The 25,269-nt window shown below is 64.6% G+C and carries 16 protein-coding genes and 1 tRNA gene; 10 read left to right on the top strand and 7 right to left on the bottom strand.

Features of this window, described 5'->3' with window-relative positions:
- Window positions 1-58: 58 nt before the first annotated feature.
- The 6 genes from ACFOHJ_RS03455 (at window position 59) to ACFOHJ_RS03430 (ending at window position 16,029) form a co-directional block, all read left to right on the top strand.
- Complete coding sequence (locus tag ACFOHJ_RS03455; RefSeq protein ID WP_378218552.1) at window positions 59-2,218, top strand: thiamine pyrophosphate-dependent enzyme; 2,160 nt, start codon at window positions 59-61, stop codon at window positions 2,216-2,218.
- Window positions 2,211-3,773: an indolepyruvate oxidoreductase subunit beta family protein gene (locus tag ACFOHJ_RS03450; protein WP_378218551.1), complete on the top strand. Its 1,563-nt coding sequence runs from the start codon at window positions 2,211-2,213 to the stop codon at window positions 3,771-3,773. The genes ACFOHJ_RS03455 and ACFOHJ_RS03450 overlap by 8 nt, the downstream gene beginning before the upstream one ends.
- 346 nt (window positions 3,774-4,119) lie before the next feature.
- A complete protein-coding gene (locus ACFOHJ_RS03445) occupies window positions 4,120-4,380 on the top strand; it encodes a helix-turn-helix domain-containing protein (RefSeq protein WP_378218549.1) in 261 nt (86 codons plus the stop codon).
- 345 nt (window positions 4,381-4,725) lie between these two features.
- Window positions 4,726-6,780: a putative bifunctional diguanylate cyclase/phosphodiesterase gene (locus ACFOHJ_RS03440; RefSeq protein ID WP_378218547.1), complete on the top strand. Its 2,055-nt coding sequence runs from the start codon at window positions 4,726-4,728 to the stop codon at window positions 6,778-6,780.
- Between the two features lie 520 nt (window positions 6,781-7,300).
- A complete protein-coding gene (locus ACFOHJ_RS03435) occupies window positions 7,301-15,397 on the top strand; it encodes an autotransporter outer membrane beta-barrel domain-containing protein (protein ID WP_378218545.1) in 8,097 nt (2,698 codons plus the stop codon).
- Window positions 15,398-15,459: 62 nt separating this feature from the next.
- Window positions 15,460-16,029, top strand: coding sequence for an invasion associated locus B family protein (locus tag ACFOHJ_RS03430; RefSeq protein ID WP_378218543.1), 570 nt, complete (start codon window positions 15,460-15,462; stop codon window positions 16,027-16,029).
- Window positions 16,030-16,726: 697 nt separating this feature from the next.
- Here ACFOHJ_RS03430 and ACFOHJ_RS03425 read toward each other — a convergent pair.
- The 3 genes from ACFOHJ_RS03425 to ACFOHJ_RS03415 all read right to left on the bottom strand — a co-directional run bounded on the left by ACFOHJ_RS03425 (window position 16,727) and on the right by ACFOHJ_RS03415 (window position 18,083).
- Window positions 16,727-17,023, bottom strand: a complete 297-nt coding sequence (locus ACFOHJ_RS03425; protein WP_378218542.1) for a DUF1236 domain-containing protein — start codon at window positions 17,021-17,023, stop codon at window positions 16,727-16,729.
- Window positions 17,024-17,384: 361 nt separating this feature from the next.
- Complete coding sequence (locus tag ACFOHJ_RS03420) at window positions 17,385-17,582, bottom strand: hypothetical protein (RefSeq protein WP_378218540.1); 198 nt, start codon at window positions 17,580-17,582, stop codon at window positions 17,385-17,387.
- 424 nt (window positions 17,583-18,006) lie between these two features.
- A tRNA-Met gene (locus ACFOHJ_RS03415) sits at window positions 18,007-18,083 on the bottom strand.
- A 223-nt stretch (window positions 18,084-18,306) separates the two neighbouring features.
- On the opposite strand from ACFOHJ_RS03415, the gene ACFOHJ_RS03410 reads away from it, so the two are divergent.
- Window positions 18,307-19,272, top strand: coding sequence for a Gfo/Idh/MocA family protein (locus tag ACFOHJ_RS03410; RefSeq protein WP_378218538.1), 966 nt, complete (start codon window positions 18,307-18,309; stop codon window positions 19,270-19,272).
- Window positions 19,273-19,316: 44 nt separating this feature from the next.
- Here the strand turns inward: ACFOHJ_RS03410 and mnmA are convergent, their stop codons facing one another.
- Window positions 19,317-20,507, bottom strand: a complete 1,191-nt coding sequence (gene mnmA, locus ACFOHJ_RS03405; protein ID WP_378218536.1) for a tRNA 2-thiouridine(34) synthase MnmA — start codon at window positions 20,505-20,507, stop codon at window positions 19,317-19,319.
- Between the two features lie 280 nt (window positions 20,508-20,787).
- Between mnmA and sciP the strand changes: the two genes are divergently transcribed.
- Window positions 20,788-21,063, top strand: a complete 276-nt coding sequence (gene sciP, locus ACFOHJ_RS03400) for a CtrA inhibitor SciP (protein WP_111542793.1) — start codon at window positions 20,788-20,790, stop codon at window positions 21,061-21,063.
- A gap of 396 nt (window positions 21,064-21,459) precedes the next feature.
- On the opposite strand, the gene ACFOHJ_RS03395 is transcribed toward sciP, so the two are convergent.
- Window positions 21,460-21,837, bottom strand: coding sequence for a flagellar export protein FliJ (locus ACFOHJ_RS03395; protein ID WP_378218533.1), 378 nt, complete (start codon window positions 21,835-21,837; stop codon window positions 21,460-21,462).
- A gap of 447 nt (window positions 21,838-22,284) precedes the next feature.
- Here ACFOHJ_RS03395 and ctrA point away from each other — a divergent pair, with 447 nt between their 5' ends.
- On the top strand, window positions 22,285-22,980 hold the full coding sequence (gene ctrA, locus ACFOHJ_RS03390; RefSeq protein ID WP_378218531.1) for a response regulator transcription factor CtrA: 696 nt from the start codon (window positions 22,285-22,287) through the stop codon (window positions 22,978-22,980).
- A 77-nt stretch (window positions 22,981-23,057) separates the two neighbouring features.
- Here the strand turns inward: ctrA and ACFOHJ_RS03385 are convergent, their stop codons facing one another.
- Window positions 23,058-23,426, bottom strand: a complete 369-nt coding sequence (locus ACFOHJ_RS03385; protein WP_378218530.1) for a response regulator — start codon at window positions 23,424-23,426, stop codon at window positions 23,058-23,060.
- Between the two features lie 136 nt (window positions 23,427-23,562).
- The gene (gene chpT / locus ACFOHJ_RS03380) at window positions 23,563-24,192 is read right to left on the bottom strand and encodes a histidine phosphotransferase ChpT (RefSeq protein WP_378218528.1); all 630 of its coding nucleotides are present in this window, start codon (window positions 24,190-24,192) and stop codon (window positions 23,563-23,565) included.
- A 456-nt stretch (window positions 24,193-24,648) separates the two neighbouring features.
- On the opposite strand from chpT, the gene ACFOHJ_RS03375 reads away from it, so the two are divergent.
- Entirely contained in the window at window positions 24,649-25,227 is a 579-nt protein-coding gene (locus ACFOHJ_RS03375) for a DUF1134 domain-containing protein (protein WP_378218526.1), read from the top strand.
- The last annotated feature ends 42 nt before the right edge of the window (window positions 25,228-25,269 follow it).

Raw genomic sequence — 25,269 nt, 5'->3', positions numbered from 1 at the left:
GCGGACGGTATGCAAGGGCGCACGCTTGCGGGCGTGCGGAAATGGAAGGAGCCATCCGATGGCTGAGCGATCGTTTGCCAAGGAAGTGGAGAAGCTGCGGCTCGGGGCCGGCGAGGAGTTTGCGGGCGAAGGCATTCTCGCCATCACCAAGGCGCTTCTGGAATGCGGCGTCGGCTATGTCGGCGGCTACCAGGGCGCGCCCATCAGCCACCTCATGGATGTTCTGGCCGACGCGCAGGAAATCCTCGGCGAACTCGGCGTCCATTACGAGGCCAGCGCCTCGGAGGCGACGGCGACGGCGATGCTGGCGGCTTCCGTGCATTACCCGATCCGTGGTGCGGTCACCTACAAGTCCACGGTCGGCACCAACGTGGCGTCGGATGCGCTCGCCAACCTCGCCTCCGGCGGCGTCACCGGCGGCGCGCTGATCATCGTCGGCGAGGACTATGGCGAAGGCTCCTCCATCATGCAGGAGCGCAGCCATGCCTTTGCCATGAAGAGCCAGGTGTGGCTGCTCGACCCGCGCCCCAACCTGCCTTCGATCGTCAAGGCGGTCGAGAACGGCTTCGAACTGTCGGAAGCGTCGAATACGCCGGTGATGCTCCTGGTGCGCATCCGCTGCTGCCATGTGCACGGCAAGTTCACCACGCGCGACAACAAGCGCCCGCCGATGAGCGTGGCCGATGCGCTGGAGGCGCCGCGCCGCGACACCGGCCGCATCGTGTTGCCGCCAGCTTCCTTCCTGCACGAGAAGGAAAAGGTTTCCAAGCGCTGGCCGGCGGCGGTGGACTACATCAAGGCCAACAAGATCAACGAGTTCTTCGGGCCGGAGCGCGCCAAGGTCGGCATCGTCTGCCAGGGCGGCATGTATAACGGCGTGGTACGCGCCTTGCAGCGGCTCGGCCTCGCCGACAATTTCGGCGAGACCATGGTGCCGCTCTACGTGCTCAATGCCGTCTATCCGCTGGTCGACGATGAGTTCCTGTCCTTCTGCGAAGGCAAGGACGCGGTGCTGGTGGTGGAGGAAGGCCAGCCCAACTACATCGAGCAGGCGTTCGGCTCCATGCTGCACAAGGCGGGGGCGGGACACGCCACCAGGGTCGTCGGCAAGGAACACCTGCCGATGGCCGGCGAATATACCGGCCAGGTGATGCTCGACGGCATCGGCTCCTTCCTCAAGGCGCACGTGCCGCATCTGCTGCCGGCCGAGGTGCGTGCGCCCAACAAGCTCGGCGACGGCGAGATCGTCCCCGACCTCACCAATGTCGTGCCGGGCCGCCCGCCGGGCTTCTGCGTCGGCTGCCCGGAGCGGCCGATCTTCGCCGCGACCAAGCTGGTCGAGCAGGAACTTGGGCAACATCACATCGCCTCCGACATCGGCTGCCACCTGTTCTCGATCATGCCGCCGTTCGAGCTCGGCGCCACCACCATGGGCTACGGGCTGGGGCCGGCCTCTGCCTCGGCCTTCAATTCGCCCGATGCCAAGAGGCGCTCGATCTCCTTCGTCGGCGACGGCGGCTTCTGGCACAACGGCCTCACCTCGTCGGTCGGCAACGCCGTGTTCAACAAGAACGACGGCGTCATCGTCATCGTCGACAATTACTATTCGGCGGCGACCGGCGGCCAGGACATCCTGTCCTCGCGCGCCAACAACAAGACGAAATCCACCAAGCACCCGATCCCCAAGGCCGTGGAGGGCATGGGGGTCAAGTGGATACGCCATCTCGACCGCACCTATGACGTGCCGAAGATGCGCGAGACGCTGAAGGAGGCGCTGACGACAGACGAGAAAGGGCCGAAGGTCATCGTCGCCTCGTCGGAATGCATGCTGAACCGCCAGCGGCGCGAGCGGCCGCTGCTCAACCAGGCGATCAAGGACGGCACGCGCGTGGTCAAGCCGAAGTTCGGCGTCGACGAGGACATCTGCACCGGCGACCACGCCTGCATGCGGCTGTCGGGCTGCCCGTCGCTGTCGGTGAAGACGCTGGACGATCCGCTGCGCGACGATCCGGTCGCCCATATCGACCAGAACTGCGTCGGCTGCGGCAATTGCGGCGAGGTGGCGGACGCGGCGGTCCTGTGTCCCTCCTTCTACCGCGCCGACGTGGTGCACAACCCGAGCGGCTGGGACCGTTTCCTGGAGCGGGTGCGAAGCCGCGTGATCGCCTTCCTGCAAAGGCGTCGCGAAGGCAAGCGCCTGGTGTTCTCCGATGCTTGAGCGCCTTTCACCCGTTGGGAGCGGCGCCGTTACAGCCGCGCAGGACGCCATCATCAAGCTGGCGATCCTCGCCGTGGGCGGGCAGGGCGGCGGGGTTTTGGCCGACTGGATCGTGGATGTCGCCGAACGCAGCGGCTATGCCGCGCAGACCACCTCCGTGGCCGGCGTCGCGCAGCGCACCGGCGCTACCATCTACTACATCGAGATGTGCCCCGATACCGGGCGCTCGCCGGTGTTCGCGCTGTCGCCCTCGCCGGGCGACGTCGATATCCTGATTGCGGCCGAGCTGATGGAAGCGGGCCGCGCCATCATCCGCGGTTTCGTCACGCCGGAGCGCACGACGCTGATCGCTTCCTCGCACCGCATCGCGGCCGTATCGGAAAAGATCGTGCCGGGCGACGGCCGCGCCTCGTCGCAAAGAGTGCTGGAGCGGGCTGAGCAGGTGGCCAAGCGCTTCATCACCTTCGACATGGAGAAGATCGCCGCCGACAATGGCTCGATGATCTCGGCCAGCCTGCTGGGTGCGCTGGCGGGCTCGGACGCGCTGCCGTTCAAGCGCGAGACCTATGAACAGGCGATCGGGGCCGGCGACCGCGGCGTCAAGGCAAGCCTTGACGCCTTTGCGGGCGCGTTCACTGCTGCGCGTGGCGGCGCAGGCAAGCCGGCGGCGCTGGCAGCGTCCGAACCGGTGAAGGCTGCCCCATCGGCCGCCAGCGTAACCGGGCCGGGCCGGCTGATGGCCGGCTGGCAGGCGTTGACCAACCGTGTGGCAGCGCTGCCGGAACCGGTGCGCGACATGGCCGGGCGCGGCCTGAAGAAAATCGTGGACTATCAGGACCTCGCCTATGGCCGCGACTATCTCGACCGACTGGACGAGGCGGTGAGGCTGGATAGCGCGGGGCAGGGCTACCGGCTTTCTCTTGCCGCGGCCAAGCATCTCGCCAACGCGCTCTGCTATGACGACATGATCCGCGTCGCGGATCTCAAGACGCGCTCTGGGCGCGGCCGGCGCGTGCGCCGCGAGGTCGGCGTCAAGGAAGGCTCCGTGCTGCAGGTCACGGAGTATTTCCATCCGCGCATCCAGGAGTTCTGCGGCACGCTGCCGGCCGGGCTCGGGCGCTACATCGAGGCCCGGCCGAAGCTTGCGGAATGGCTCGACCGGCGCATCAACCATGGCCGGCGGGTGCGCACCGACAGCCTCGCGGGCTTTGCGGCGCTGTGGTTCATCGGCGGCCTGCGCCGCTTCCGACGCTCGCTGCTGCGGCACAAGATGGAGGCCGAGCACCTCGACCGCTGGTACCGGCTGGCGCTTGACCACGCGGCGCGGGATTATGCGCTCGGCGTCGAAATCCTCGACTGCCGGCGGCTTATCAAGGGCTACAGCGATACCCATGCGCGCTCGCAGTCGAAGTTCGACCGCGTGCTGTCGGCTCTTGCCATGCTCGAGGGCCGCGACGACGCCGCCGACTGGATAAGGCGGCTGCGCGAAGCAGCGCTGAAGGACGAGAAGGGCGATATGCTCGAGGGGGCGCTGAAGACCGTCGCTTCGCTGTAGGGATACACGAATGGCGCAGGGCGCTCAGGGCCTGGTTTCGCCGACGGACGCCCGATCACGAATGTTTGTTCCGGCGATAAAAAGGTTGCGCCTCGCAAAAGCGCCCATTTGCGGCGCGCGGCTGTGGATGACCGGCCGGGCCGAACGGGCGCAGGCATCTTGTCGCGGCAGGGTACTTGATCGATCCGGCGACAGTCTCCATATTGCGCCAGCGTCTCTCGTGATTTGAGAGTTTTCGCGCCTTTTCGGATGATGCCCGTTCGGGCCTTGTGCATCCGCCCTCAAAATCGGCTTTGCAGGCGTTTCGAGTTCGCTCGGCCGATCTCTTTTACTGGAGGCAGAATTGATGACTTCAAAACCCCTCGCATTGCCGGAAGAGGTATCCAAGGCGATTTCGGCCGGCGTGCATATCATCCGCGCCTACCGGGAACACCTCGGCTACAGCATCGAGAGCGTGGCCGTTACCAGCGGCCTAACCGTCGACGAGGTCGCGCAGATCGAGGCCGGCCACCGCTTTGAAAAGGGTTATCGCGACAGGATCGCCAAGGCCCTGTCGCTCCCCGAAGGCGTATTCGACACCGGATCGGACATAGCCGACGCAGCATGACGCCAGGCTCCGCGACCGCCGGCCGGGTTAGCCAGGCCGGGCAGGGAAGCGGAGCCAAATCTTGCCGGCGGGTAACCAGACAAGCTGAGCCCGCCCCGGCCAATCCGATCCGTTGGCCGAACCCGGCGCCTGGCCGGGCATTTTTCACCCCAAAATATCTGCCGGTTGCCAAGCGCTTTTTCCGTCCGCCGCTCGATTTTGTCTGGTTCCCTTCATCGCCCCTTCTTTATTCGCTTGCTCGACTGAACGTGGTTCGGGGGTGCCGGAAAACTACGCCGGCAAATTAGGTCTTTCTTTCATATTTCCGGAGCATCGTACCCTCGGGCTGGTAGAAGGGGGCGGGCTTTGTTCAAAGTCGTTTCATGTCTTACCTATGATCACGACTATTCCTTCGTCCTGGTCGCTGCGATCGTGTGCGTCGCCAGCGCCGTGATGACGATTCGGCTTTTTGACCGGGCCCGGCGGCTGTCTCACGAGGCCCGCCTTTCGTGGATATTGCTGTCGGCGATGGCCTGCGGCGCCGCCATCTGGACCACGCATTTCGTGGCGATGCTCGGGTTCCAACTGCCGATGGACCACGCCTTCGACCCTGTGCTCACGATCGCATCGCTGCTGATCGCCATCGGCTTCAGCGCCGGTGGGTTTCTCCTGGCGACCAGCGGGGCGAGGGGCGTGCCCGGCGAATGCGGCGGCATCGTCATCGGCCTCGGCATCGTCGCTATGCATTTTACCGGCATGGCCGGGCTGGAGGTGGCGGGGCGCATTCAATGGGACTGGACGCTGGTTGCCGCCTCGGTCGTGTTCGCGCTCTGCTTCGGTACGGCGACCACCCACATCGTCGCCAGGCACAGCTTCCGGCTCAGCCGGCCGCTCGCCATGGCGCTGCTGGTGCTTGCCATCTGCACCATGCACTTTACGGCGATGGGTGCGGCCACCCTCGTCCCGGACCCTTCCGTCTTCGTGCAGCCGCGGACGATTTCCAGCGAGTTCCTGGCCGTGCTGGTGCTGGCGACAATGGCCATCATCGCCGGCGTCGCGCTCTATATCATCGATGCGCGCTCGCAGCGCGAGCTCATCGACGGTTTCCGCCATGCCGCGTTGCATGACCCGCTGACCGGCCTTCCCAACCGCGCCTTCCTGTCGGCGAACCTGCCCGGTTTCCTCAGGCAGGACAACGAGAGCGGCCTGCAGACGGCGGTGCTCGTCATCGACCTCGACCGCTTCAAGGAGGTCAACGACGTGCATGGGCACCATACCGGCGATTTCCTGTTGCAGAACCTGGCCCAGCGCTTCGTCCAGCTCCTGGGCAAGGGCGAGATGATCACGCGTGTCGGCGGCGACGAGTTCATCGCCGTCAAGCGCTATGTCCACGCCAGGTCGGAAGTCGACCAGTTCGCGCGGCGCCTCGTCGCCTGTGTGCTGGAACCGCTGCAGCGCGAGTCGATCACCTTGTCGGTCGGCGCCAGCGTCGGCATCTGCCTGTCCCCGGACGACTACCGGGATACCGAGGAACTGATCGGCGCGGCCGATCTCGCTATGTACCGGGCCAAGCGCTCGCTCGGCGACAAGATCTGCTATTACGAGCCGTCGATGGACGAGGGCCGGCGCGAGCGCAGCGCCCTTACCATGGAGCTTCGCAGGGCGATCGAGCGCGACGAACTGGAACTCTACTACCAGCCCCAGCTCGACGTGCAATCCGGCCTCGTCAGCGGCTACGAGGCCCTGCTTCGCTGGCATCACCGCAAGCGGGGCGTCGTTTCGCCGACGGAATTCATTCCCATCGCGGAAGAAACCGGCCTCATCGTTCCGATAGGCGAATGGGTGCTGAGGACCGCTTGCGCGGAAGCGGCCATCTGGGAAAAACCTTACCGGGTGGCCGTCAATATCGCGTCGGCACAGCTCACCCAGGCCGACCTGCCGAAGATCGTTCAGGAGACGTTGCGGGTCACCGGGCTATCGGCCTCAAGGCTGGAACTCGAAATCACCGAGGCGAGCATCATCGAGGACCGCGAGCGAACCCTGCACGTCATCCGCCAGCTCAAGGCGCTTGGCGTGACGGTGGCCATGGACGATTACGGGACAGGCTATTCGTCCCTGTCGACCCTGCAGGTATTCCCTTTCGACAAGGTCAAGATCGACCGCTCCTTCGTCGATGGCCTGCTTCATGACGAGGCTGCGACGGCGATCGTCAAGGCGACCATCATGCTCGCTTCCACGCTCAAGATCTCGGTGCTTGCCGAAGGGGTCGAGCGCCAGGAGCAGATCGATTTCCTGCAGGCCGAAGGCTGCACGGAAGTGCAGGGCTTCCTGTTCGGCCATCCTATGCCCATCCCGGCGATTGCCGGATTGGTGGGAAGAAAGCGGGAGAACGGCGGGCCGCTGCCGGCCATCTCCGCCTGAGCGGCATGGCGGTTGAGGCGGGCCTGGAAATGTCATAAGCCGCTACGGTCGCAGCTAAGATCGGTCAAGGATGTTTGCCCCGTTCGCCAACATCCTTCGGACGCTCGCTACACTGTTTGCGCCCGCTTTGAAAACAATCTTCGGCGAGGGCGCTGCTACGACGCATCTGAACTGGAGGCGGGTCGTCGGCGTTCGCATCATGGTTAAGCTACAGGTTACATAAAAGTCACATTGCCCGGCTTTGTTAGCGGAATGTTATTTTCGAGTTTATTCCTGTGCAGCCTCATGTAGTCTGTTGACCCGATGCTTGGCGGAGAGGGCCGGGTGTCAGCTTTTCATACATGAACGTCGTCAAGTGCATTGGACTCCTATGATGGCAGTATCCGGCTCCTGAGAGCGGTGATGCCAGCTTCGCGGTGGGGGGTGGCATATGAAGCTTGGGGCATCGGGGTCCGGGCCGGTCTTGCCGGCGCAATCGCGGAATTTTCCGGCCGCGCAGCGGCGTAGCCGCGACATCCTGATGCGGCGGTTGACCTTGCTGCTCGGCGCGACGGCACTTACCGGATTTGGTGCGCTCCTTCCCGCTGCAGTCCATGCGCAGCAGGTCCTCATCAACCAGAACGGCGGCGAGGGCGAGAACGGCGGCACGATCAACCATCAGAACGACGTCAATATCACCTATGGCGGCGTCGGCTATCTGGGCACGGCCAATGGCGGCCCGGGCGCTGATGGCAGTGTGAGTTCCGGCGACAATGGCGGCAATGGCGGCTCGGTAACGCTTACCAACACGGCAACCATCGTAACCAGCAACGGCAACCCGTTTTTGGGCGGGGCTACCGGAATTAGCGCCAGTGCCAACGGCGGCACGGGCGGGGAAGGGGGAATATTCACGATCCTCCTTGTCACCAAAGGCTATAATGGGGGCAATGGCGGCAATGGCGGCACGGTAAGCGTCACTACGACAGACGGCAGCAACATCACCACCGACGGCATCTTCTCCGCCGGCATCCAGGCCACGGCAAATGGTGGCAATGGCGGTGTGGGCGGCGGTTGGTTCGGCGCCCTCGGCTCCGATTCGGGCAATGGCGGCAATGGCGGCAATGGCGGTACGGCCTATGTCAACAACGGCGGTACGATCGTTACAAATGGCCTTTACTCGGCCGGAATCCTGGTGCGCGCGGCTGGAGGCGCGGGAGGCGATGGCGGCAGCGGCCCCGGGCTTGTCTCGGGCGGCGGCAATGGCGGCGGGGCCACGCTCGGCGGCACGGCGGAAGGCGTCAATTCCGGCTCGATCACCACGAATGCGGATTATTCGGCTGGCATGGTGGTGCAGTCGGTCGGCGGCGGCGGCGGCGACGGCTCGGATGGCGGCGGCCTGATCGCCATTGGCGGCACCGGCGGTCCCGGCAATGACGGCCGCAACGCGACGGGCACCAATACCGGGCATATCGTCACCGGCGGAACCGCCTCGGTCGGCATGCTGGTGGAATCCATCGGCGGCGGCGGCGGCAATGGCGCGGGCGCTGCCGGCCTGATCTCGGTCGGCGGTTCGGGCGATGGCGGCGGTGTCGGCGGTGTCGCCACCGCCAATCTGGGCGGCACCATAGAAACCACGGGCAACGGGTCGCATGGCGTTTTCGTTCAATCGATCGGCGGTGGCGGCGGCAACGGCGGCTACGCGGTCGGCGTGGCGCCCAATATAGCCGTCGCGATCGGCGGCAGCGGCGGCACCGGCGGCAATGGCGGCACCGTCAATGTCAATCTCGAAGAGAACAGCAGCGACGTTACGGTCAGTACAAGCGGCCGTTCAGCGGCCGGCATCATCGCCCAATCCGTCGGCGGTGGCGGCGGCAATGGCGGCGGCGCCGTGGCGCTCGGCGGCATCGTGGGCGTGTCGGTGGGCGGCTCGGGCAATGCCGCCGGCGACGGCGCGCAGGTCAACTACAACGTAGCCAACGCGAAAGTAACGACCCATGGCGTCGATTCGACCGGCGTCCTGATCCAGTCGATCGGCGGCGGCGGCGGCAATGGGGGCTTCGCGATTTCCGCCGGGGCCGCGGCTGCCGTCGGCGTCGGCGGTAATGGCGCCGCCGGCGGCAAGGGCGGTATCGTCGACGCCACCATTGGCGGCAGCGTAAGCACCGGCAACGATCGCTCGATCGGCATGATCGTGCAGTCGATCGGCGGCGGCGGCGGCAATGGCGGCTTTACCGCCGATGTAAGCCTCGGCGCCAGCGTCGGCGTCGGCGGAAGAGGCGCCGGCGGCGGCGATGCCGGCACCGTGACCCTGCACATGGCGCCCGGCGCCACGCAGTCGATCACCACCAACGGCATGGACTCGGCAGGTCTCGTGGTCCAGTCGGTCGGCGGTGGCGGCGGCAATGGCGGCTTTGTCGGCGGCCTGGCCGCGGGGGCGAATGTCGGAATCGGCGGCAATGGCGGCGGCGCCGGCAACGGCGTGGCGGTCGAAGCGACCTATAACGGCTCGGTGGAAACGTTCCGCGAGCGGTCGATGGGCATCATAGTGCAGTCGATCGGCGGCGGCGGCGGCAATGGCGGTGGCCAGATCGGCCTCAGCGCCGGTGCAAGCGTCGGCATCGGAGGGGCCGGCGCGGGCGGCGGCGGAGCCGGGACGGCGAAATTCTTTTCGACGACCGGGCTGAACGTCACGACGCATCGTGAGGATTCGGCGGGCGTCGTCGTCCAGTCGGTGGGCGGTGGCGGCGGCAATGGGGGCTTCGCGTTTAACGGTTCCGTTGCGGCGTCGGTCGGTATCGGCGGCAAGGCAGGCACCGCAAGCGACGCCGAAGCGGTGACGGTCGGCATCAGTTCCGGGCTGATCCATACGATCGGTGACCGCTCGACGGGCCTCATCGCGCAGTCGATCGGCGGCGGCGGCGGCACGGGCGGCGGCACCGCGGGTGCAGGGCTCGGCCTCAATGTGAGTATTGGCGGCAAGGGCGGCGGCGGCGGCACGGGATCCACCGTCGATGTGACCAACGGCGCGGCGATCCATACCGAGGGCATCCAGTCGCACGGCGTCCTCGCGCAATCGGTCGGCGGCGGCGGCGGCTCGGGCGGTTTCGCGGTATCGGTCGGCGGACCCTCTTTCTCGCTCGGCGGAAGCGGCGCTTCCGGTGGCAGCGGCAACCGGGTTTATGTCGAGAATACCGGCCGGATAGACACCGACAGGGACATGTCGATCGGCATCTTCGCGCAGTCGCTCGGCGGCTCGGGCGGCGACGGCGGCTTCGCGATCGCGGCCGGCGCGTTCGCGGCGGTCGGCATCGGCGGCTCCGGCGGGGGCGGTGGCAAGGGCGGTGTGGTCGAGGTCAGGAACACGGCCGACATCACGACGAAAGGCGCGCTGTCGCACGGCATCCTGGCGCAGTCGGTCGGCGGCGGCGGCGGCAATGGCGGTTCGGTCGGCACCCTGGCCGTGGGCGTTTGGGGCGCGGCTTCGGTGGCGATCGGCGGCGGCGGCGGGGACGGCAACCTCTCGGACCAGGTCACCGTCACCCACAAGGGCGACATCCATGTCGGCGGCGCCGGGTCGAAGGCCATCCTGGCTCAATCCGTGGGCGGCAGCGGTGGTAATGGCGGCGCCGCCTATTCCGGTTCGTTCAGCGGCGGTCCCTATGCTTCCGCATCGGTCGGCGTGTCGGTCGGCGGTTCCGGCGGCGATGGCGGCGCGGGCGGCAAGGTCACGGTCCGGGCCGACGGCAACCTGTGGGCCGACACGGATGCGGCCGGCGCGGGCGGCATCGTCGCCCAGTCGATCGGCGGTGGCGGCGGCAATGGCGGCCGCGCCGCTACGATCACCGGTTCGGCCAGCAACGGTGTCAATGTCTCGCTTGGGGTGACCGTCGGCGGCTGGGCCGGCGATGGCGGCAAGAGCGACCTGGTCATCGTCGACAGCGGCCTGAACGGCGGTGGCAGCATCGTCACCAAGGGCGCCGGCGCCATCGGCATCCTGGCGCAGTCGGTTGCCGGCAGCGGCGGCAATGGCGGCGATTCCTGGAGCGCGGCTGGCGGCTACGGCTCCAATGTCAGCGTCAACGCCGCCGTCAGCGTCGGCGGCGGCGGTGGCGACGGCAACGTCAGCGGCGACGTGCTCGTCCATAACGCCATGACCGTCACCACCGGCGGCGACATGAGCGCGGCGATCGTCGCGCAGTCGATCGGCGGCGGCGGCGGCAACGGCGGCGCCACCAACAGCGCGACCGCCGATCTCGGCACGCAAAACGGCGTCAACGTCGCGGTCAATGTCGGCGTCGGCGGCGCCGGCGGCACCGGCAATACGTCCGGCGCGGTCGACGTGACCAACTCCGGCAATCTGACGACCGGGGGCGACTATTCCTCCGGCATCGTCGCGCAGTCGATCGGCGGCGGCGGCGGCATGGGCGGCGCGGCCAACGCCAAGGCTTTCCATGTCGGCGGCACCAGCGGCACCAGCGTTACCGCCAATGTCGGCATCGGCGGCAAGGGCGGCTCGGGCAACGACGCCGCCCTGTTCCGGCTGGACGGTGACGGCAACGTCATCGGCGCCGGCGTCCATGTCGACAATTCCGGTGAAATCCGTACCAGCGGGTTCAATTCCATCGGCATCCTGGCGATGTCGGTCGGCGGTGGCGGCGGCGGTGGCGGGGCCGCTTCGACGGATGAAGAGATCGTCGGCGGAGGCAGCGAGGGCGAGACCTCGGTCGGCATCGGTGCGGCCATCGCACTTGCGGCCGGTGGTGCCGGCAATGGCGGCACGGTTTCCGTCACCAACAGCAGCCTGATCATCACCAACGGGCAGGATTCCTACGGCATCAGCGCCAATTCCATCGGCGGCGGCGGTGGTGTCGGCGGTTCGTCGAGTTCCGGCACCATCGGCAAATACGCCATCGGCGGGTCGCTCGGCGGCGCTGGCGGTGGCGGCGGCAACGGCGCGCAGGTGGACGTGTTCAACCTCGCCTCGGCCGGCATCTGGACGCAGCAGGAGCGCTCGATCGGCATTTTCGCGCAGTCGGTGGGCGGCGGCGGTGGCGCCGGCGGCGCAGGGGCAAGCAAGGGCAGGAGCGACGGCGCGGAAGTCAGCGTCAATCTTTCGCTCGGCGGCTCCGGCAATGTCGGCGGCAACGCCGGTAAGGTCAATGTCGAGAACAGCGGCTGGATCCAGACCGACAAGGCCAATTCGCACGGCATCTTGGCGCAGTCGATCGGCGGCTCCGGTGGCGTGGGCGGCGCTTCCGCCACCTCGGCCAACGATTCGAAGGTCGCGGTGACGCTGAGCCTCGGCGGCGCCGGCGGCGACGGCGGCACCAGCGACAAGGTGACCGTCAAGAACTTCGCGGGCGGCGATATCCTGACCAAGGGCGACAATTCGCACGGCATCTTCGCACAGTCGGTGGGCGGCGGCGGCGGCGCCGGCGGGGCCGGTTCGACCGAGAACGGCGAGGCCGAGACGGCGGTGACGCTTTACGTCGGCGGCCAGGGCGGAGAGGGCAGCAAGGGCGGTGAAGTGCGCGTCGACAATTACGGCCGCATCGAAACGCTCGGCTATATCTCGCACGGCATCTTCGCGCAGTCCGTCGGCGGTGGCGGCGGTGCGTCGGGCGCTGCCACAGGCGCGTCCAAGGCCGACATGACCATCGGCGGTGGGGCCAGCGGCCTGCCGATCCCCATCGACCTGGGCGATCCCAACGCCAAGTCCGACGGCGGCTATGTCGAGGTCAACAATTACGGCGAGATCATCACCCACAAGGACGGCTCCTACGGCATCTTCGCGCAGTCCGTGGGCGGCGGCGGCGGCTATGGCGGCACGGTGACTTCCGACGCGGCAGGCGCCGATTCGGTGACGATCGGCCTCGGCGGCAAGGGCGGCAACGGCGGCGACGGCGGCGACGTGAAAGTCACCGTGTCCGGTTCGATCGAAACCTTCGGCGCCCGCGCGCATGGCGTGGTGGCCCAGTCGATCGGCGGCGGCGGCGGTGTCGGCGGCGACGCCAAGGGGCAGACGTCCAATGCGCTCGGTATCGGCGGCCTCGGCGGCAAGGGGGGCGACGGCGGCAACGTCACCGTCATCCGCACCGGCACCATCGTCACGCATGGCGTCGATTCCATGGCCATCTTCGCGCAATCGGTGGGTGGCGGCGGCGGGCTCGGCGGCGCGGGCTTCGGGCGCTTCGGCGCCACGGCGGACGGCGGCAGCGGTATCGATAACAATACCATCGGCTTCAACACCTTCTCGGGCGCCAAGGGCAGCGGCGGCATCGTGACCATCATCCAGGACGGCGATGTCCACGCGATGGGGGACCGCGGCCACGGCATCGTCGCGCAGGCGGTGGGCGGCGGCGGCGGCGCGGGCGGCACGCTGACGGAGGGTGCGGCGGGCAGCGGCGGCGGCATTGGCGACGCGCAAGCGGCTTCCGCGACCACGCTGAGCCAGGTCTGGGTGGAAGGCGCGCAAGCCTATGCCATGTTCGGCCAGAGTTCTACCGGCCAGGGCAACGCCAATAGCGTCCATCTCGGTGCCGGCGGAAGTTTGATCGCGCAGGGTCTCGATTCGGTCGCGGCCTATGCCGAATCCACGTCGAACCTCGGCTACGCCAAGGGTAACCTCACCATCGACCTGAACGGCGCGTACGCCATCGGCGGTGGTGGCACCGGCGTGGCCATCGCGCTGGTCGGCGGCGCCGACAATGTCGTCACCAACAATAGCCTGACCTACGCGATGGGGTCGTCCTTTACCTATGTCCCGGCGTTCCAGACCTTCTCGCTGTTCGCTGCGGGCGACGAACCTTTCGTGCCCGAGAATGCCATCCTAGCGTCGCTCTTCGACGACTTCAGCGCGCTGACCGCTACCGGCACGTCCGGCAACGACCAGATCGACAACATCAAGACCTTCAACGGCGACGGCAGCGTCAAGACGCTCGGCCGCTTCATCGGCAATGTCGATCTTGGCGGCGGCAGCAACGGCTTCCACAACTTCATCGATTCGTCGGTGGTCAATATTTCCATTCTCGATCCCGACACGCTTGCCTTCGTCACGCCCGCCACCATCAAGCTCAATGGCGGTACGTTCCTGAACGATGGCCTGATGACCAACAACGGCATCGGTGCCCTCGGCTCGCTGATGATCACGGGCGGCTACACGCAGACGCTGTCGGGCGACCTCGTCACCGATCTCGACCTCGACAACCACATGACTGACATCACCGACCTGACCGGGGCCGGCAGCTATGCCGGCGATGCGCCGCTGAATTTCACGTCCATCGACCGGTTGTTCGACCGCGATGGTTATGTCATCGCGACGGGCGACCACATCGAGACGACGATGACGCCCACGCTGGCGCATCCTGCGGTCGGCTTCGCCTTCAAGACGAAGGCGTCGGCCGACGAGAAGAGCCTGATCCTCTATTCCGAAAGCCCGACCTTCGAGGATATGATCAAGGATCCGGCTTCCGGCGTCACCGATCCGGGCGTCTTCCAGATGGCCGGTTATTTCGACGGCCTGCAGAATGTGCAGGCGCTCTACGACCAGCCGAGCGAACTGGCGCGGATGATCAACATGCTGCGCTTCTCGCAGACCGAGGAGGAGTTCGGAAAGGCGCTGACCCGCCTGACCCCGCACTATGCCGTGCATAGCTTCGAGATGATCAACCGTTCCACGGACACGATGCTGCAGACTGCGCGCGAGTGCACCGAGGGGGCGACCTACGATTACGACGGCCGCTGCGTGTGGTTCTCGATCAGCCCGCAGCAGAACTACAATCGCGACATGGGGCCGGGCGCCACCAACCGCAACGACGTCTACAAGACGATGTCGCTGGGGGCGATGGGCGAGCTCAACGACAACTGGTCGCTCGGCGGCGCCCTCGGCCGCACCGACTTCACGTCCAACGTGTGGTTCAAGGGCGACCTTCTGTCGGAAACGACGGGCGAATCCTGGCAGGCCTATGCGCTGGCCAAATATACCAACGCCCAGTATTTCGCCGACTTCGCGCTGGGCGGCGGTACCGGCAAGTTCGATGGTACGCGCGATACCACGATCGCGCAGGTGGGCTTCATACCGGGCGAGACCCTGGCCGGGGAGTACCTGGATGAGATCCTGCATGCGGGGATCGGCAACAGCGTCTCCTATACGCAGGATGCCAGCCAGTTCGGTGCTTCCGTGCGCTTCGGCTTCACCCATCAACTGGGCGGCGTCTACGTGCAGCCGACGCTGCAGTTCGACGCCCGTTACCTGCGGGTGTCGGGCAAGGAAAGCGGCTCGGTCGCGGCGTTCGATTTCGGCGGCACCGCCAACACCTATCTGTCGGCGACGCCCGGCCTCGAGATCGGGACCGATATCGCCATCAGCGACAAGGCCAGCCTGCGGGCCTACGCCATGGGCAGCATCGAGTTCTCCAACAAGGATTGGAAGATCGAGGGCCAGTTCAAGGCGGTCGAGGGGCTGGGCGCGCCTCCGCTGACGCTGACCGAGGCGGTGGATTCGCCGCTTTACCGTGTCGGCGCCGGCGTCGAGCTGAACGGCGTCAACGGCGTCGGCCTGGCTGTCCGCTACAATGGCGCTTTCGGCAAAAGGGTCGAGATGAACGCTGTCAGCGCCGCGCTGAAAGTTCGTTTCTGAGGCAGGGGGAGAGCCGTTCGGAACGCGGCTCTTTCGGCGTTCTCGTAGTGGGTGAGGGATATATGACGTTCAGGAAAGCACTGCCGGTCCTGGTCCTTGGCGCGATCGGCATGCTGGGGCCGCAGACGGCCGCAGCCTTGGCGCAGACCAAGCCGGCCGTTGCCGCCTCGTCGCCGCAACTGCCGGGTGGCGCGTCGGCCCTTTCGGAAACGCACGGCGACTGGACGGTCAACTGCCGGATCGCCAATGCGATCAAGCTGTGCAGCCTGTCGCATCAGCAGTTCAACCAGGCCAACGGCCAGCGCCTGCTCGCCATCGAATTGATGACCAAGACGGCGCAGGACACCACCGGCACGCTGGCCCTGCCGTTCGGCCTGGCGCTCGCCAAGGGCGTCGGTTTGAAGATCGACGACCGGAAACTGGAAGGGGCGCTGGGATTTTCCACCTGCCTGGCGGCTGGATGCATGGTGCCGGTGGCGTTCGACGCCAAGACGCTGGAAGCCCTGAAAGCGGGCACGGTGCTGAAGATCGAAGGAACGGCGTCCGATACCGGCCAGCCGATCGAATTCACCACTTCGCTGACCGGTTTCAGCAGCGCCCTGGCGCGGACCGCGCAACTGTCGGCCGACTGAAGCCGCACATTGCCGCTGCGCAGGAAGCGCAAGCCCGGCCAGATCGCCGCGAATGGTCGAACTGGCACTGACGCCACAGGGTACTCTGTCGAAATCTGTGATCCAAGTTCAGTGGTTCTATTTGCCTGATTTGCTTGTTTACCTAATAGGTCTGGAAGCGCTGCGGGGGGGGGGGGACGACCATTGGCAAGGTCCTTGCCGGAATCCGCGTCAGTGCGGTGTCGCAGGCCGTAACAATTGGGGTGCCAACGAAGGTCCTCATCGATAGGATTGGCTAACCAGGTAGCTACAGGCGCAGCCTGCCACGTTGCCGGGCATCATTCCGGCCTGCTACCGCGTTTCGATCATATCCCCTCCTACCCACTGCCCTGCCGCTGGCCCGGGCTGGCGGGCTTTTTGTCGTTTCAAGATAACAAAAGCCCGGCGCGATGGCCGGGCTCCGATTAGATTAGGTCTGATGTCAGTCTATCGGCGGCGGCAGCGGCCCAATCCGTTTCGAATGCGTCATTTCCATCCCTCCGCATCAATGATTGCAGTCGGACTGTGAAGCATCTGTCGCCTATGTGCAAGACCTCGAAGCTCAAGCGCCCCTCTTGCCGGACACCCGCTCCGGTTCTCCGGGGCGGGTCTTTTTTGTCGTTTGGAACGGATTTTCGTCCGCTGAGATATCGCGCGGCGGGCATCGTACCCGTCGCGATCAGTGTACGATCTCGACGATTTCGTGCGTATCGGGATCAACCAAAACCGTCTGGTTGTCGATGACAGTGTAGCGGTACTTCACGTCGGGGACCTCGTGAAGGACTACCGTGTCCGGCACTTTCGCCCCTACGCTAAGTTCCAGCCCGGCAACGCTCACTGAAGCCACCGGATTCTTGTGGACGTACTCTTGAATGACCGTCCGCTGTTCTGGCTGAATCACGACGGTATCAGCGACGGCAGCAGTGGCGCCACCAATGGCCGCACAGACGACGAATAGGGGAAGAAGGCGTTTCATCGTTTTCTCCTTTTCAGCAAGATTGCCGCGGGAGAATGCAGATCGGCGCTATCTCGTTCCGAAAAAAACGATGGCTTGCACTGGGCGAGGATCAAGAAAAAGCGCTCTCGATACTCGGCGCCGCTGGTTCACCCGGCACAGAGTTCGCTGGGCGGTGTTTGGGGTCTATTCCATGACAGGCCTGGCTGCCGCTGCATGGTCGCCCGCTGGCTTTGGCCGGCGGGCTTTTTTTGGAGGGGAAATGGAACGAATTCAAAAGCACAAGCTTGAAAGAAATCGCGAAGCGACACGCGATAGAGGATGAGTGTCATCCTCAGGGAACCCGTCATTTGTGCCCTCTGTGACGGGTTCCTTGCTTTACTTAGATCAGCTTCGCCTTCATGTCGATAGACGAGCGTTCCGCTGGCTGATCAGGAATATCCCGGTCCAGAAGCTGGCCGAAGACGACGACAGCCTCACGAATCAACTGATGAATCTCCTCAGGAGTAATACTGTCAAAGTGCTGATCGGCGTCCATGAGATTGACCAGCAGATCGACGCCGCGTTGATGCAGTTGCATTCGTGCCTCCTCCGTTCCCCGCCGCTTTAGCGAAGCACCATTGTTACCACCATGCAAGCGGCGCATGATATGTGGCGGTCAACAAATCGTTGGGGCGATGGATTTTTGGAACCCTCGAAGGTCAGGTACGTTTTCCGTGATCTCGGTGGGTCCATGACTATCGAGGTACTGCGAGTGGGCCCGTCACCCTCTCTCACGGGTGGCGGGCTTTTTGTGAGAGGGCCATCCAAGGCGGTCGAGCGCTACCGGCTGCCATTTTCTTTGCTCCGCCCCGAAGCGCCGGATACTCATGAATATCGCTGAGCGGCGCTTGGCTGACCTGCGCAGGCGGGGGGCCGCGATGACAGAGTCGCTGCGCGACATGAAACCGGCGTATGTTCCAGTTTCGCGTTCCGCTAAGTAGCTGATTTAATGGAGAAAAGAATGGTAGCGGGAAGTGGACTCGAACCACCGACCCCAGGATTATGATTCCCGTGCTCTAACCAACTGAGCTATCCCGCCAGGATAGGCAAGGCTTCGCGGTGCAGGGCAGGCGAGGCGTTTGCCAAGGTCGGGCGGATATAATGTTGCCGGGGTTGGCCTGTCAAGCTTCGAAGCAGCCGTTGTGCCAGCTTATTCGCTACAGGCAAAAAGCAGGCCTGATGCGGGCGCAAGCCGACGCCGGGGTTGAGTTCGGGGGGCCGCACCGCTATGTGTCAGCCACATAATTCTTGAGTTTACCTTGATGAAACCACGTATAGCTGTTCTCGGGTGCGGATATTGGGGGAGCAACCATATCCGGACCCTCAAGGCGCTTGGGGCGCTGTATGCGGTTTCGGATGCCAACCCGGCGCGCGCCGAAGGGTTTGCCAGCGAACAGGAATGCCTGGCGATTGCGCCGGACGATCTCTTTTCCCGTGACGACATCGACGCCATCGTCATGGCGCTGCCGCCGCAGTTCCATGCCGGGACGGCCATCCGCGCGGTGGAAAGCGGCAAGGACGTGCTGGTCGAGAAGCCCGTGGCGCTGACGGTGGCCGATGCCGAGCGCGCCGTGAAGGCCGCGCACGACCATGGCCGCGTCTATATGGTAGGCCACGTGCTGCGCTTCCATCCGGCCTTCGAGACGCTGAAGGCGCTGATCGACAAGGGCGAGCTGGGCGACGTGCGCTACATCCACTCGCACCGGCTGGGCCTGGGCAAATTCCACACCGAAAACGATGCGCTGTGGGATCTGGCGCCGCACGACCTGTCGATGATCCTGGCCATCACCGGCACCGAACCGCTGGAAGTGCATGGCGAGGGGGCGGCCATCCTCGACAACCTCAGCGATTTCGCCCACCTGCACATGCGCTTTCCGCACGGCCTTTCCGGCCATCTGTTCGCTTCGCGGCTCAATCCCTATCGCGAGCGGCGGCTGACCGTGGTCGGCACCAAGGCCATGGCGGTGTTCGACGATGTCGAGCCGTGGGAGCGCAAGCTTGCCGTCTACCGCCACGCCGTCTGGCAGGACAGCGGCCAGTGGGCGTTCACGGCCAACGAGCCGTCCTATGTCGAAGTCGAGCAGGGCATGCCGCTGACGCGCGAACTGGAGCATTTCATACAGTGCATCGAGACGCGTGCCGAGCCGCGGACGGACGGCAACGAGGCGATCATGGTGCTGAAGGTGCTGACTGCCGGCACCGTCAAGCACGACAAGCGCCGCCGCTGACGGCGCTCACAGCCTAACTTTTTACCGATTGGAGTGATGCCCCGCTATTCGGCGGCGATGTGGGTGGGCTTTGCCGCGAGCTTGCTCAGCATCGCTTCGGCATCTGCGCTGCGTTCGGACCTGGCGATGAAGCCGCCGCCAAAGACCCGCGCCTCGTTGCCGTCGTCGGAATAGAGCACGCAAGCCTGGCCGGGCGCGATGCCTGACTCGCCGTTGGCGAGTTCGACCCACACGGCGCCGTCGCTGTGGTGGAGGACGGCAGGGCGCGGCGGCCGCGTCGAGCGCACCTTGGCGAAAAGCTCCATGCCGCCGGCGGGAATCTCGGCCAGGGCGCCGTCGCCCAGCCAGTTCACGTCGCGCAGGAAGACCTTGTGCGTCTCGAGCGCCTCGCGCGGGCCGACGACGACGCGGGCGTTGTCGGCATCGAGGTGGACGACATAGAGCGGATCGCCCGAGGCGACGCCGATGCCGCGCCGCTGGCCGATCGTATAGCGCAGGATGCCGTCATGCTGGCCGAGCACGCGCCCGTCGATATGGACGATGTCGCCGGGGACGGCGGCGTTGGGGCGAAGCTTGGCGATGACGTCGGAATATTTGCCCTGCGGCACGAAGCAGATGTCCTGGCTGTCGTGCTTGGTGGCGACGGACAGGCCCATTTCCTCCGCCATGGCGCGCACCGCGGGCTTCGGCAGGTGGCCGAGCGGAAAGCGAAGATAGTCGATCTGCGCCTGCGTAGTGGCGAACAGGAAATAGCTTTGGTCGCGGTCGGTGTCGACCGGCCGGTAAAGCGCGCGGTGGGCGCCGTTGGCGCGCGAGCGGATGTAATGGCCGGTCGCCAGCGCGTCGGCCTCCAGTTCCTGGGCGGTCGACAGAAGATCGGCGAACTTGACGGTCTGGTTGCAGGCGACGCAGGGAATCGGCGTTTCGCCGGCCACGTAGCTGGCGGCGAAGGGATTGATCACGGCCTCGCGGAACCGCTTTTCGTAATTCAGCACATAATGTGGGATGCCGAGCGTTTCGGCGACGCGGCGGGCGTCGTCGATGTCCTGCCCGGCGCAGCAGGAGCCGACCCGGTGCGTGGCCGCGCCATGGTCGTAAAGCTGCAGCGTGACGCCGATGACGTCGTAGCCTTCGTGCTTGAGCAGGCCCGCGACCACGGAGGAATCGACGCCGCCAGACATCGCGACGACGACGCGCGTGTCTTCCGGGCGGGCGGTAAGGTCAAGGCTGTTCATGGCTCAGGTCCGTACGTTCGACGCCGCTACCGGTTTCTGGCCGGCAGGGGTGCGGCGAATATAGGGCATGCCTGCCCGCTTCGCCAGCATCGCGGTCTCCTCGGCCGCTCCATGGGAGCGACGGGGGCAGCTTTGTTTGCGTTACTTCAAATGCCGATGAAAACCCTAACGCGGCATTCATGATCCTTACCTATCCATTAGGGCAGGCTTAGGCAAATTTTAAAGCTGTGGCCGTAATGTGGTGGTGATTGGGTCTTTGAGTTTTTTTGTAGAGAGTACGATGACCGATCTGATTAGACCGCGAGTCAAATATGTTATCGGGCCTGACGGCAGCCCACTTACCATTGCAGACCTGCCGCCGACGAATACGCGTCGCTGGGTTATCCGGCGTAAGGCGGAGGTCGTAGCAGCCGTGAGGGGCGGACTGCTCAGCCTCGATGAAGCGTGCCAGCGCTACAAGCTGACGACGGAAGAATTCCTTTCCTGGCAGGCCTCGATCGACGAGTATGGCCTGGCCGGCCTGCGCACCACGCGCATCCAGCAATACCGGCACTAAGCGGGTCGCGATCCGTAAGGCTCGGATCCCGCGCCTTATCCCCTTGATTTTCATGCATGTCCTCGCCGGAAATCGGCTCGCGTTTTTTCGGAAGACATGCGTTGGAGGCGTACGCAGTGCGGGCGCTCCTTAATCGCTTACGGGCCGCCGGGTTGTTCCCCGGCCGCCGAACCGAAAGCTTTTCCTTGTTTTCTGAACTCGGGCTGGGCTTAGGGCCTGCCGCTTTCGCGGCTTGGTGCTTCGCTTGTCGCCGCCCTTGAAGCGGGGTCCGAATCCGTCGGATCCGCGCCACGCTTAGGGGCCTCGATTTCATGCAGATTCATGCCCGGAACCGGTTTCCGCTCTTGGGAAACAGGTTCGGGCTTCCGTGAAATCAGGGCCGCTGCGACGGCCCGATCAGCCGATCATGGCGCTGCGACCGCCGGTTTCGACCTCCCGGACCTTGCTGTCGCGCGATTCCAGCAACTCCGCCTTGGAAAGCTCCGCTTCAGCTTCAGCGAGTACAGATTCGGCAGCACCTCGCTGTTGAACGAGGTCGGCTTGGGAATCCCTGAGGTTTTCGCAGCGCTGGCGCGCTGCCTTGGCGAAGGTCGGATAGGCGAAATGATGAATATCGGTGATCCCGGCCTTCTTCTCCTCGGCGGCGATCTGCAGTTCCAATTCTCCCGCCATGCGCTCGAAATCGGCGATCATCATGTCGAGTTGCAGCAGTTGGCGCCGCTTCTCGTTGACCTGGAACTTCTTCAGGCGAACCAGGTTTTCACGTGACTTCATGACTTGGTACTCCAGCAAACGCATTTACGCACATAGCGTCCAATTGACCCCGGAAGGCTCCTTCCCGCGTGTTTCCCCGAGCTTTCCCCTCGCTATGGGAAACAAAATCCTAAAGTTTTTTCGAACCGGTAACCATTCGTTTACGGGCATTGTTAATCATAGGCCCCAGGACTTAAGGGGTGGTAAAAATTCCGCTCGGGGAAATCGACCGTCGCTGAGAGTCGGATGAATCGGTTAGCCCGGTTTCTTAATGTTCCGGGTTAACGCATGAGTGTACAGATTCCATATTGGATTCAAGTGAGTGTAGAAATTGGTTAAAAAATCTGATACCGCTTCGGGTGCGTGATTAGGATTTGTTAACCATTCGGTGGCAGCTTTCGACGAGGTAATCGCTGCTCCGGTCCTGAACGGTTTGCCGACGGGCCGATGGCGGAAAAGGGGATTAAGATGCGCGTTCTGCTGATAGAAGACGACAGTGCAACCGCACAGAGCATCGAGCTGATGCTGAAGTCCGAAAGCTTCAACGTCTATACGACCGATCTCGGCGAAGAGGGTGTCGATCTCGGAAAGCTCTACGACTACGACATTATTCTTCTCGATCTCAATCTTCCCGACATGTCGGGCTACGAGGTCTTGAGGACACTTCGCCTTTCCAAGGTAAAGACGCCGATCCTCATCCTTTCCGGCATGGCCGGCATCGAGGACAAGGTGCGCGGCCTCGGCTTCGGCGCGGACGACTACATGACCAAGCCGTTCCACAAGGACGAACTGGTCGCCCGCATCCATGCCATCGTGCGTCGCTCGAAGGGCCATGCCCAGTCCGTCATCACCACCGGCGAACTGGTCGTCAACCTGGATGCCAAGACGGTCGAGGTCGGCGCGCAGCGCGTGCACCTGACCGGCAAGGAATACCAGATGCTGGAGCTGCTCTCGCTGCGCAAGGGCACCACGCTGACCAAGGAAATGTTCCTCAACCACCTCTACGGCGGCATGGACGAGCCGGAACTGAAGATCATCGACGTCTTCATCTGCAAGCTCAGGAAGAAGCTCGACGCTGCTTCCGGCGGCCAGAACTATATCGAGACGGTGTGGGGCCGCGGCTATGTCCTGCGCGAGCCGGAAGACATCCGCGAAAGCGCCTGAACGCGCTTGAATGACAAAACCTGCACGAAAACCCGGCGTTTGCCGGGTTTTTTGCGTTTACGGCCTCCGTCTGCGAATCAGGCGGCGAGATGCAGGGAACGGAAGCGCTCGAGAAGTTGCGAGCGGTTGAAGGGCTTCAGCAGGTAGCCCTGCGCTCCGGCCCGCTTGGCGCGCATGATGGCGCCGATGTCGACCTCGACCAGCGAAATCAGGATCTGCGGCGAGACGGGCGACGCCAGGCTACGCAGGCTGCGGATGAGGTCGACCGCTTCCATGTCCGCGAGGCTGGAATCCACGACGATGATGTCCGGCATGTCGGCCGCGCACATGCGCAACGCCTCGCGACCGCTCTCGGCTTCGATCACCAGCATGTCCGGGCCACCGAGGATTCGCTTGGCAACCTTCCTGATGATGCTAGAATCGTCGACGAACATGCAGCGCTTCATACCGTTCCCCCTTCGCCCGGCGGGATCAGAGCGCCAGGCAGCCGGTGCGGACCGTAGATGGTGCGGGTAAAAAAGCGGAAAAGCCTTTAGGTAAAGTTTTCGCCAATCGTTGCGCGCTGGTGCGCGGGGCCGGTTCTCAGGCGGCGGCGAGCACGATTTCCTCGGCCGTCGCATGGACCGTGATCGTCATGCCGGCCTCGCGGGCAAGCAGCAACGTGTAATAGGGCTGCACCGAATGGGCGTCGATCGGGTCCTCCGGGTGGTGGCCGGAATGCAGTTCGAGGAATTTCGGCGGCACGCGCAGCATCGGACCGCTGGTGGCCAGCGTAAAGCGCGGCTGCGTCTCCGTATCCTCGAGCTTAACCGAAAGCTTGCCGCCGCGCGGGATCGAGGCGTTGGCCACCAGGATGAGGTTGAGCAGCAGCTTGACCTTGTTCTTGGGCAGGAGCGCGCGCGTCCCGTTCCAGCTCAGCTCCGGCTTCTCGTTGCGCAGGAAGGCGGTGGCCACCGCTTCGGCATCGCCGGTGTCGATCAGCATGCCGGCCGAACCCGCCGCACCGAAGGCGATACGCGCAAACTGCAACCTTGCGGACGCGTTGACCGCGCTCTGGCGGATCAGGTTCATGGCGTCCTCGTCGGCCCCGCCTTCGTCGAGCAGTTCCAGGCCGTTGTTGATCGCGCCGACCGGCGAGATGATGTCATGGCACACGCGGCTGCACAGCAGTGCCGCAAGGTCGGGCGCGGATAGGGTAAATAGATCGGCCATGAGCAAGAATCCTCGTGAATAGCCCCGAAGCGCAATCGAGTGTCGACCATACGCGCCGTACTGCCCGAATCAGGCAGACTCGAACCTCAACGGGTATAGCGTGCGCCGGAGCGGCGACAAATCCAAAATGGTCTTTATCGACAGGCTCGCGCCCCGGAAGTGGGGGACTGGCGCGGTTTTGGGCGTGACAGCCTGTCGCGCCGAAAGAGATTCGGGCGCCGAGCCGTAAGCCTTTGTTTTTGTGCACGTCTTTATCCCGAAGCCGATGCGCGATCGCTGGAGAAGTGCCGTCGCGAAGGGCCGAGCGCGGCCATGCTGCCGCCACGTTCGTGTGCGAATTTAATGGTTGAAAAAGGATTACGGCATAGGTTGCCAACGAATACCCGAAGCGGCCGTTCCAAAGAGCCAAAAGGGGTGAGGCGTCGGCGAAAGCGCTCCCAGACGGAGATTGGAAGCATGTTTTCCCGATTTTGCGGCCGGAATGTTATCCGTGCCATTGCCATGATGGCTATCGCCGGCTTTTTCGCGCTTTCCGCTTCTGCCTCGCAGGCGCAGGAATACACCGCGCAGGAAATCGTCGATTCAGGGCATAAGTTCTTCGGCGCCACCTCTGGCGGCCTGGCCAGCGTGGTCGAGAAGATTTTCGCTTCCTATGGCCTGCCCAACGGCTACCTGCTGGGCGAGGAGGGCTCGGGCGCGATCATCGGCGGCCTGACCTATGGCGAAGGCACGCTCTACACCAAGAATGCCGGCGACCATAAAGCCTACTGGCAGGGTCCGTCGCTGGGCTGGGATTTCGGCGGCGGCGGGTCGCGGGTGATGATGCTCGTCTACAATCTGGACGACATAAGCGCGATCTACAACCGCTTCGGCGGCGTGGCGGGCAGCGCCTATGTCATCGCCGGCGTCGGCTTCAACGTGCTGAAGAACGGCAACATGCTCCTGGTGCCCATCCGCACCGGCGTCGGCGCCCGGCTCGGTGTCAATCTGGGCTACCTCAAGATCACGCAGCAGCCGACCTGGAACCCCTTCTGACGGGCCGGCCGGCGGGGCGCCGGCCGATCTTCCCTTTGTTTT

The organism is Aquamicrobium soli (assembly GCF_042646345.1).
GTDB lineage: Bacteria > Pseudomonadota > Alphaproteobacteria > Rhizobiales > Rhizobiaceae > Mesorhizobium > Mesorhizobium soli_A.
This window is presented reverse-complemented; position numbering and strand designations above follow the sequence as displayed.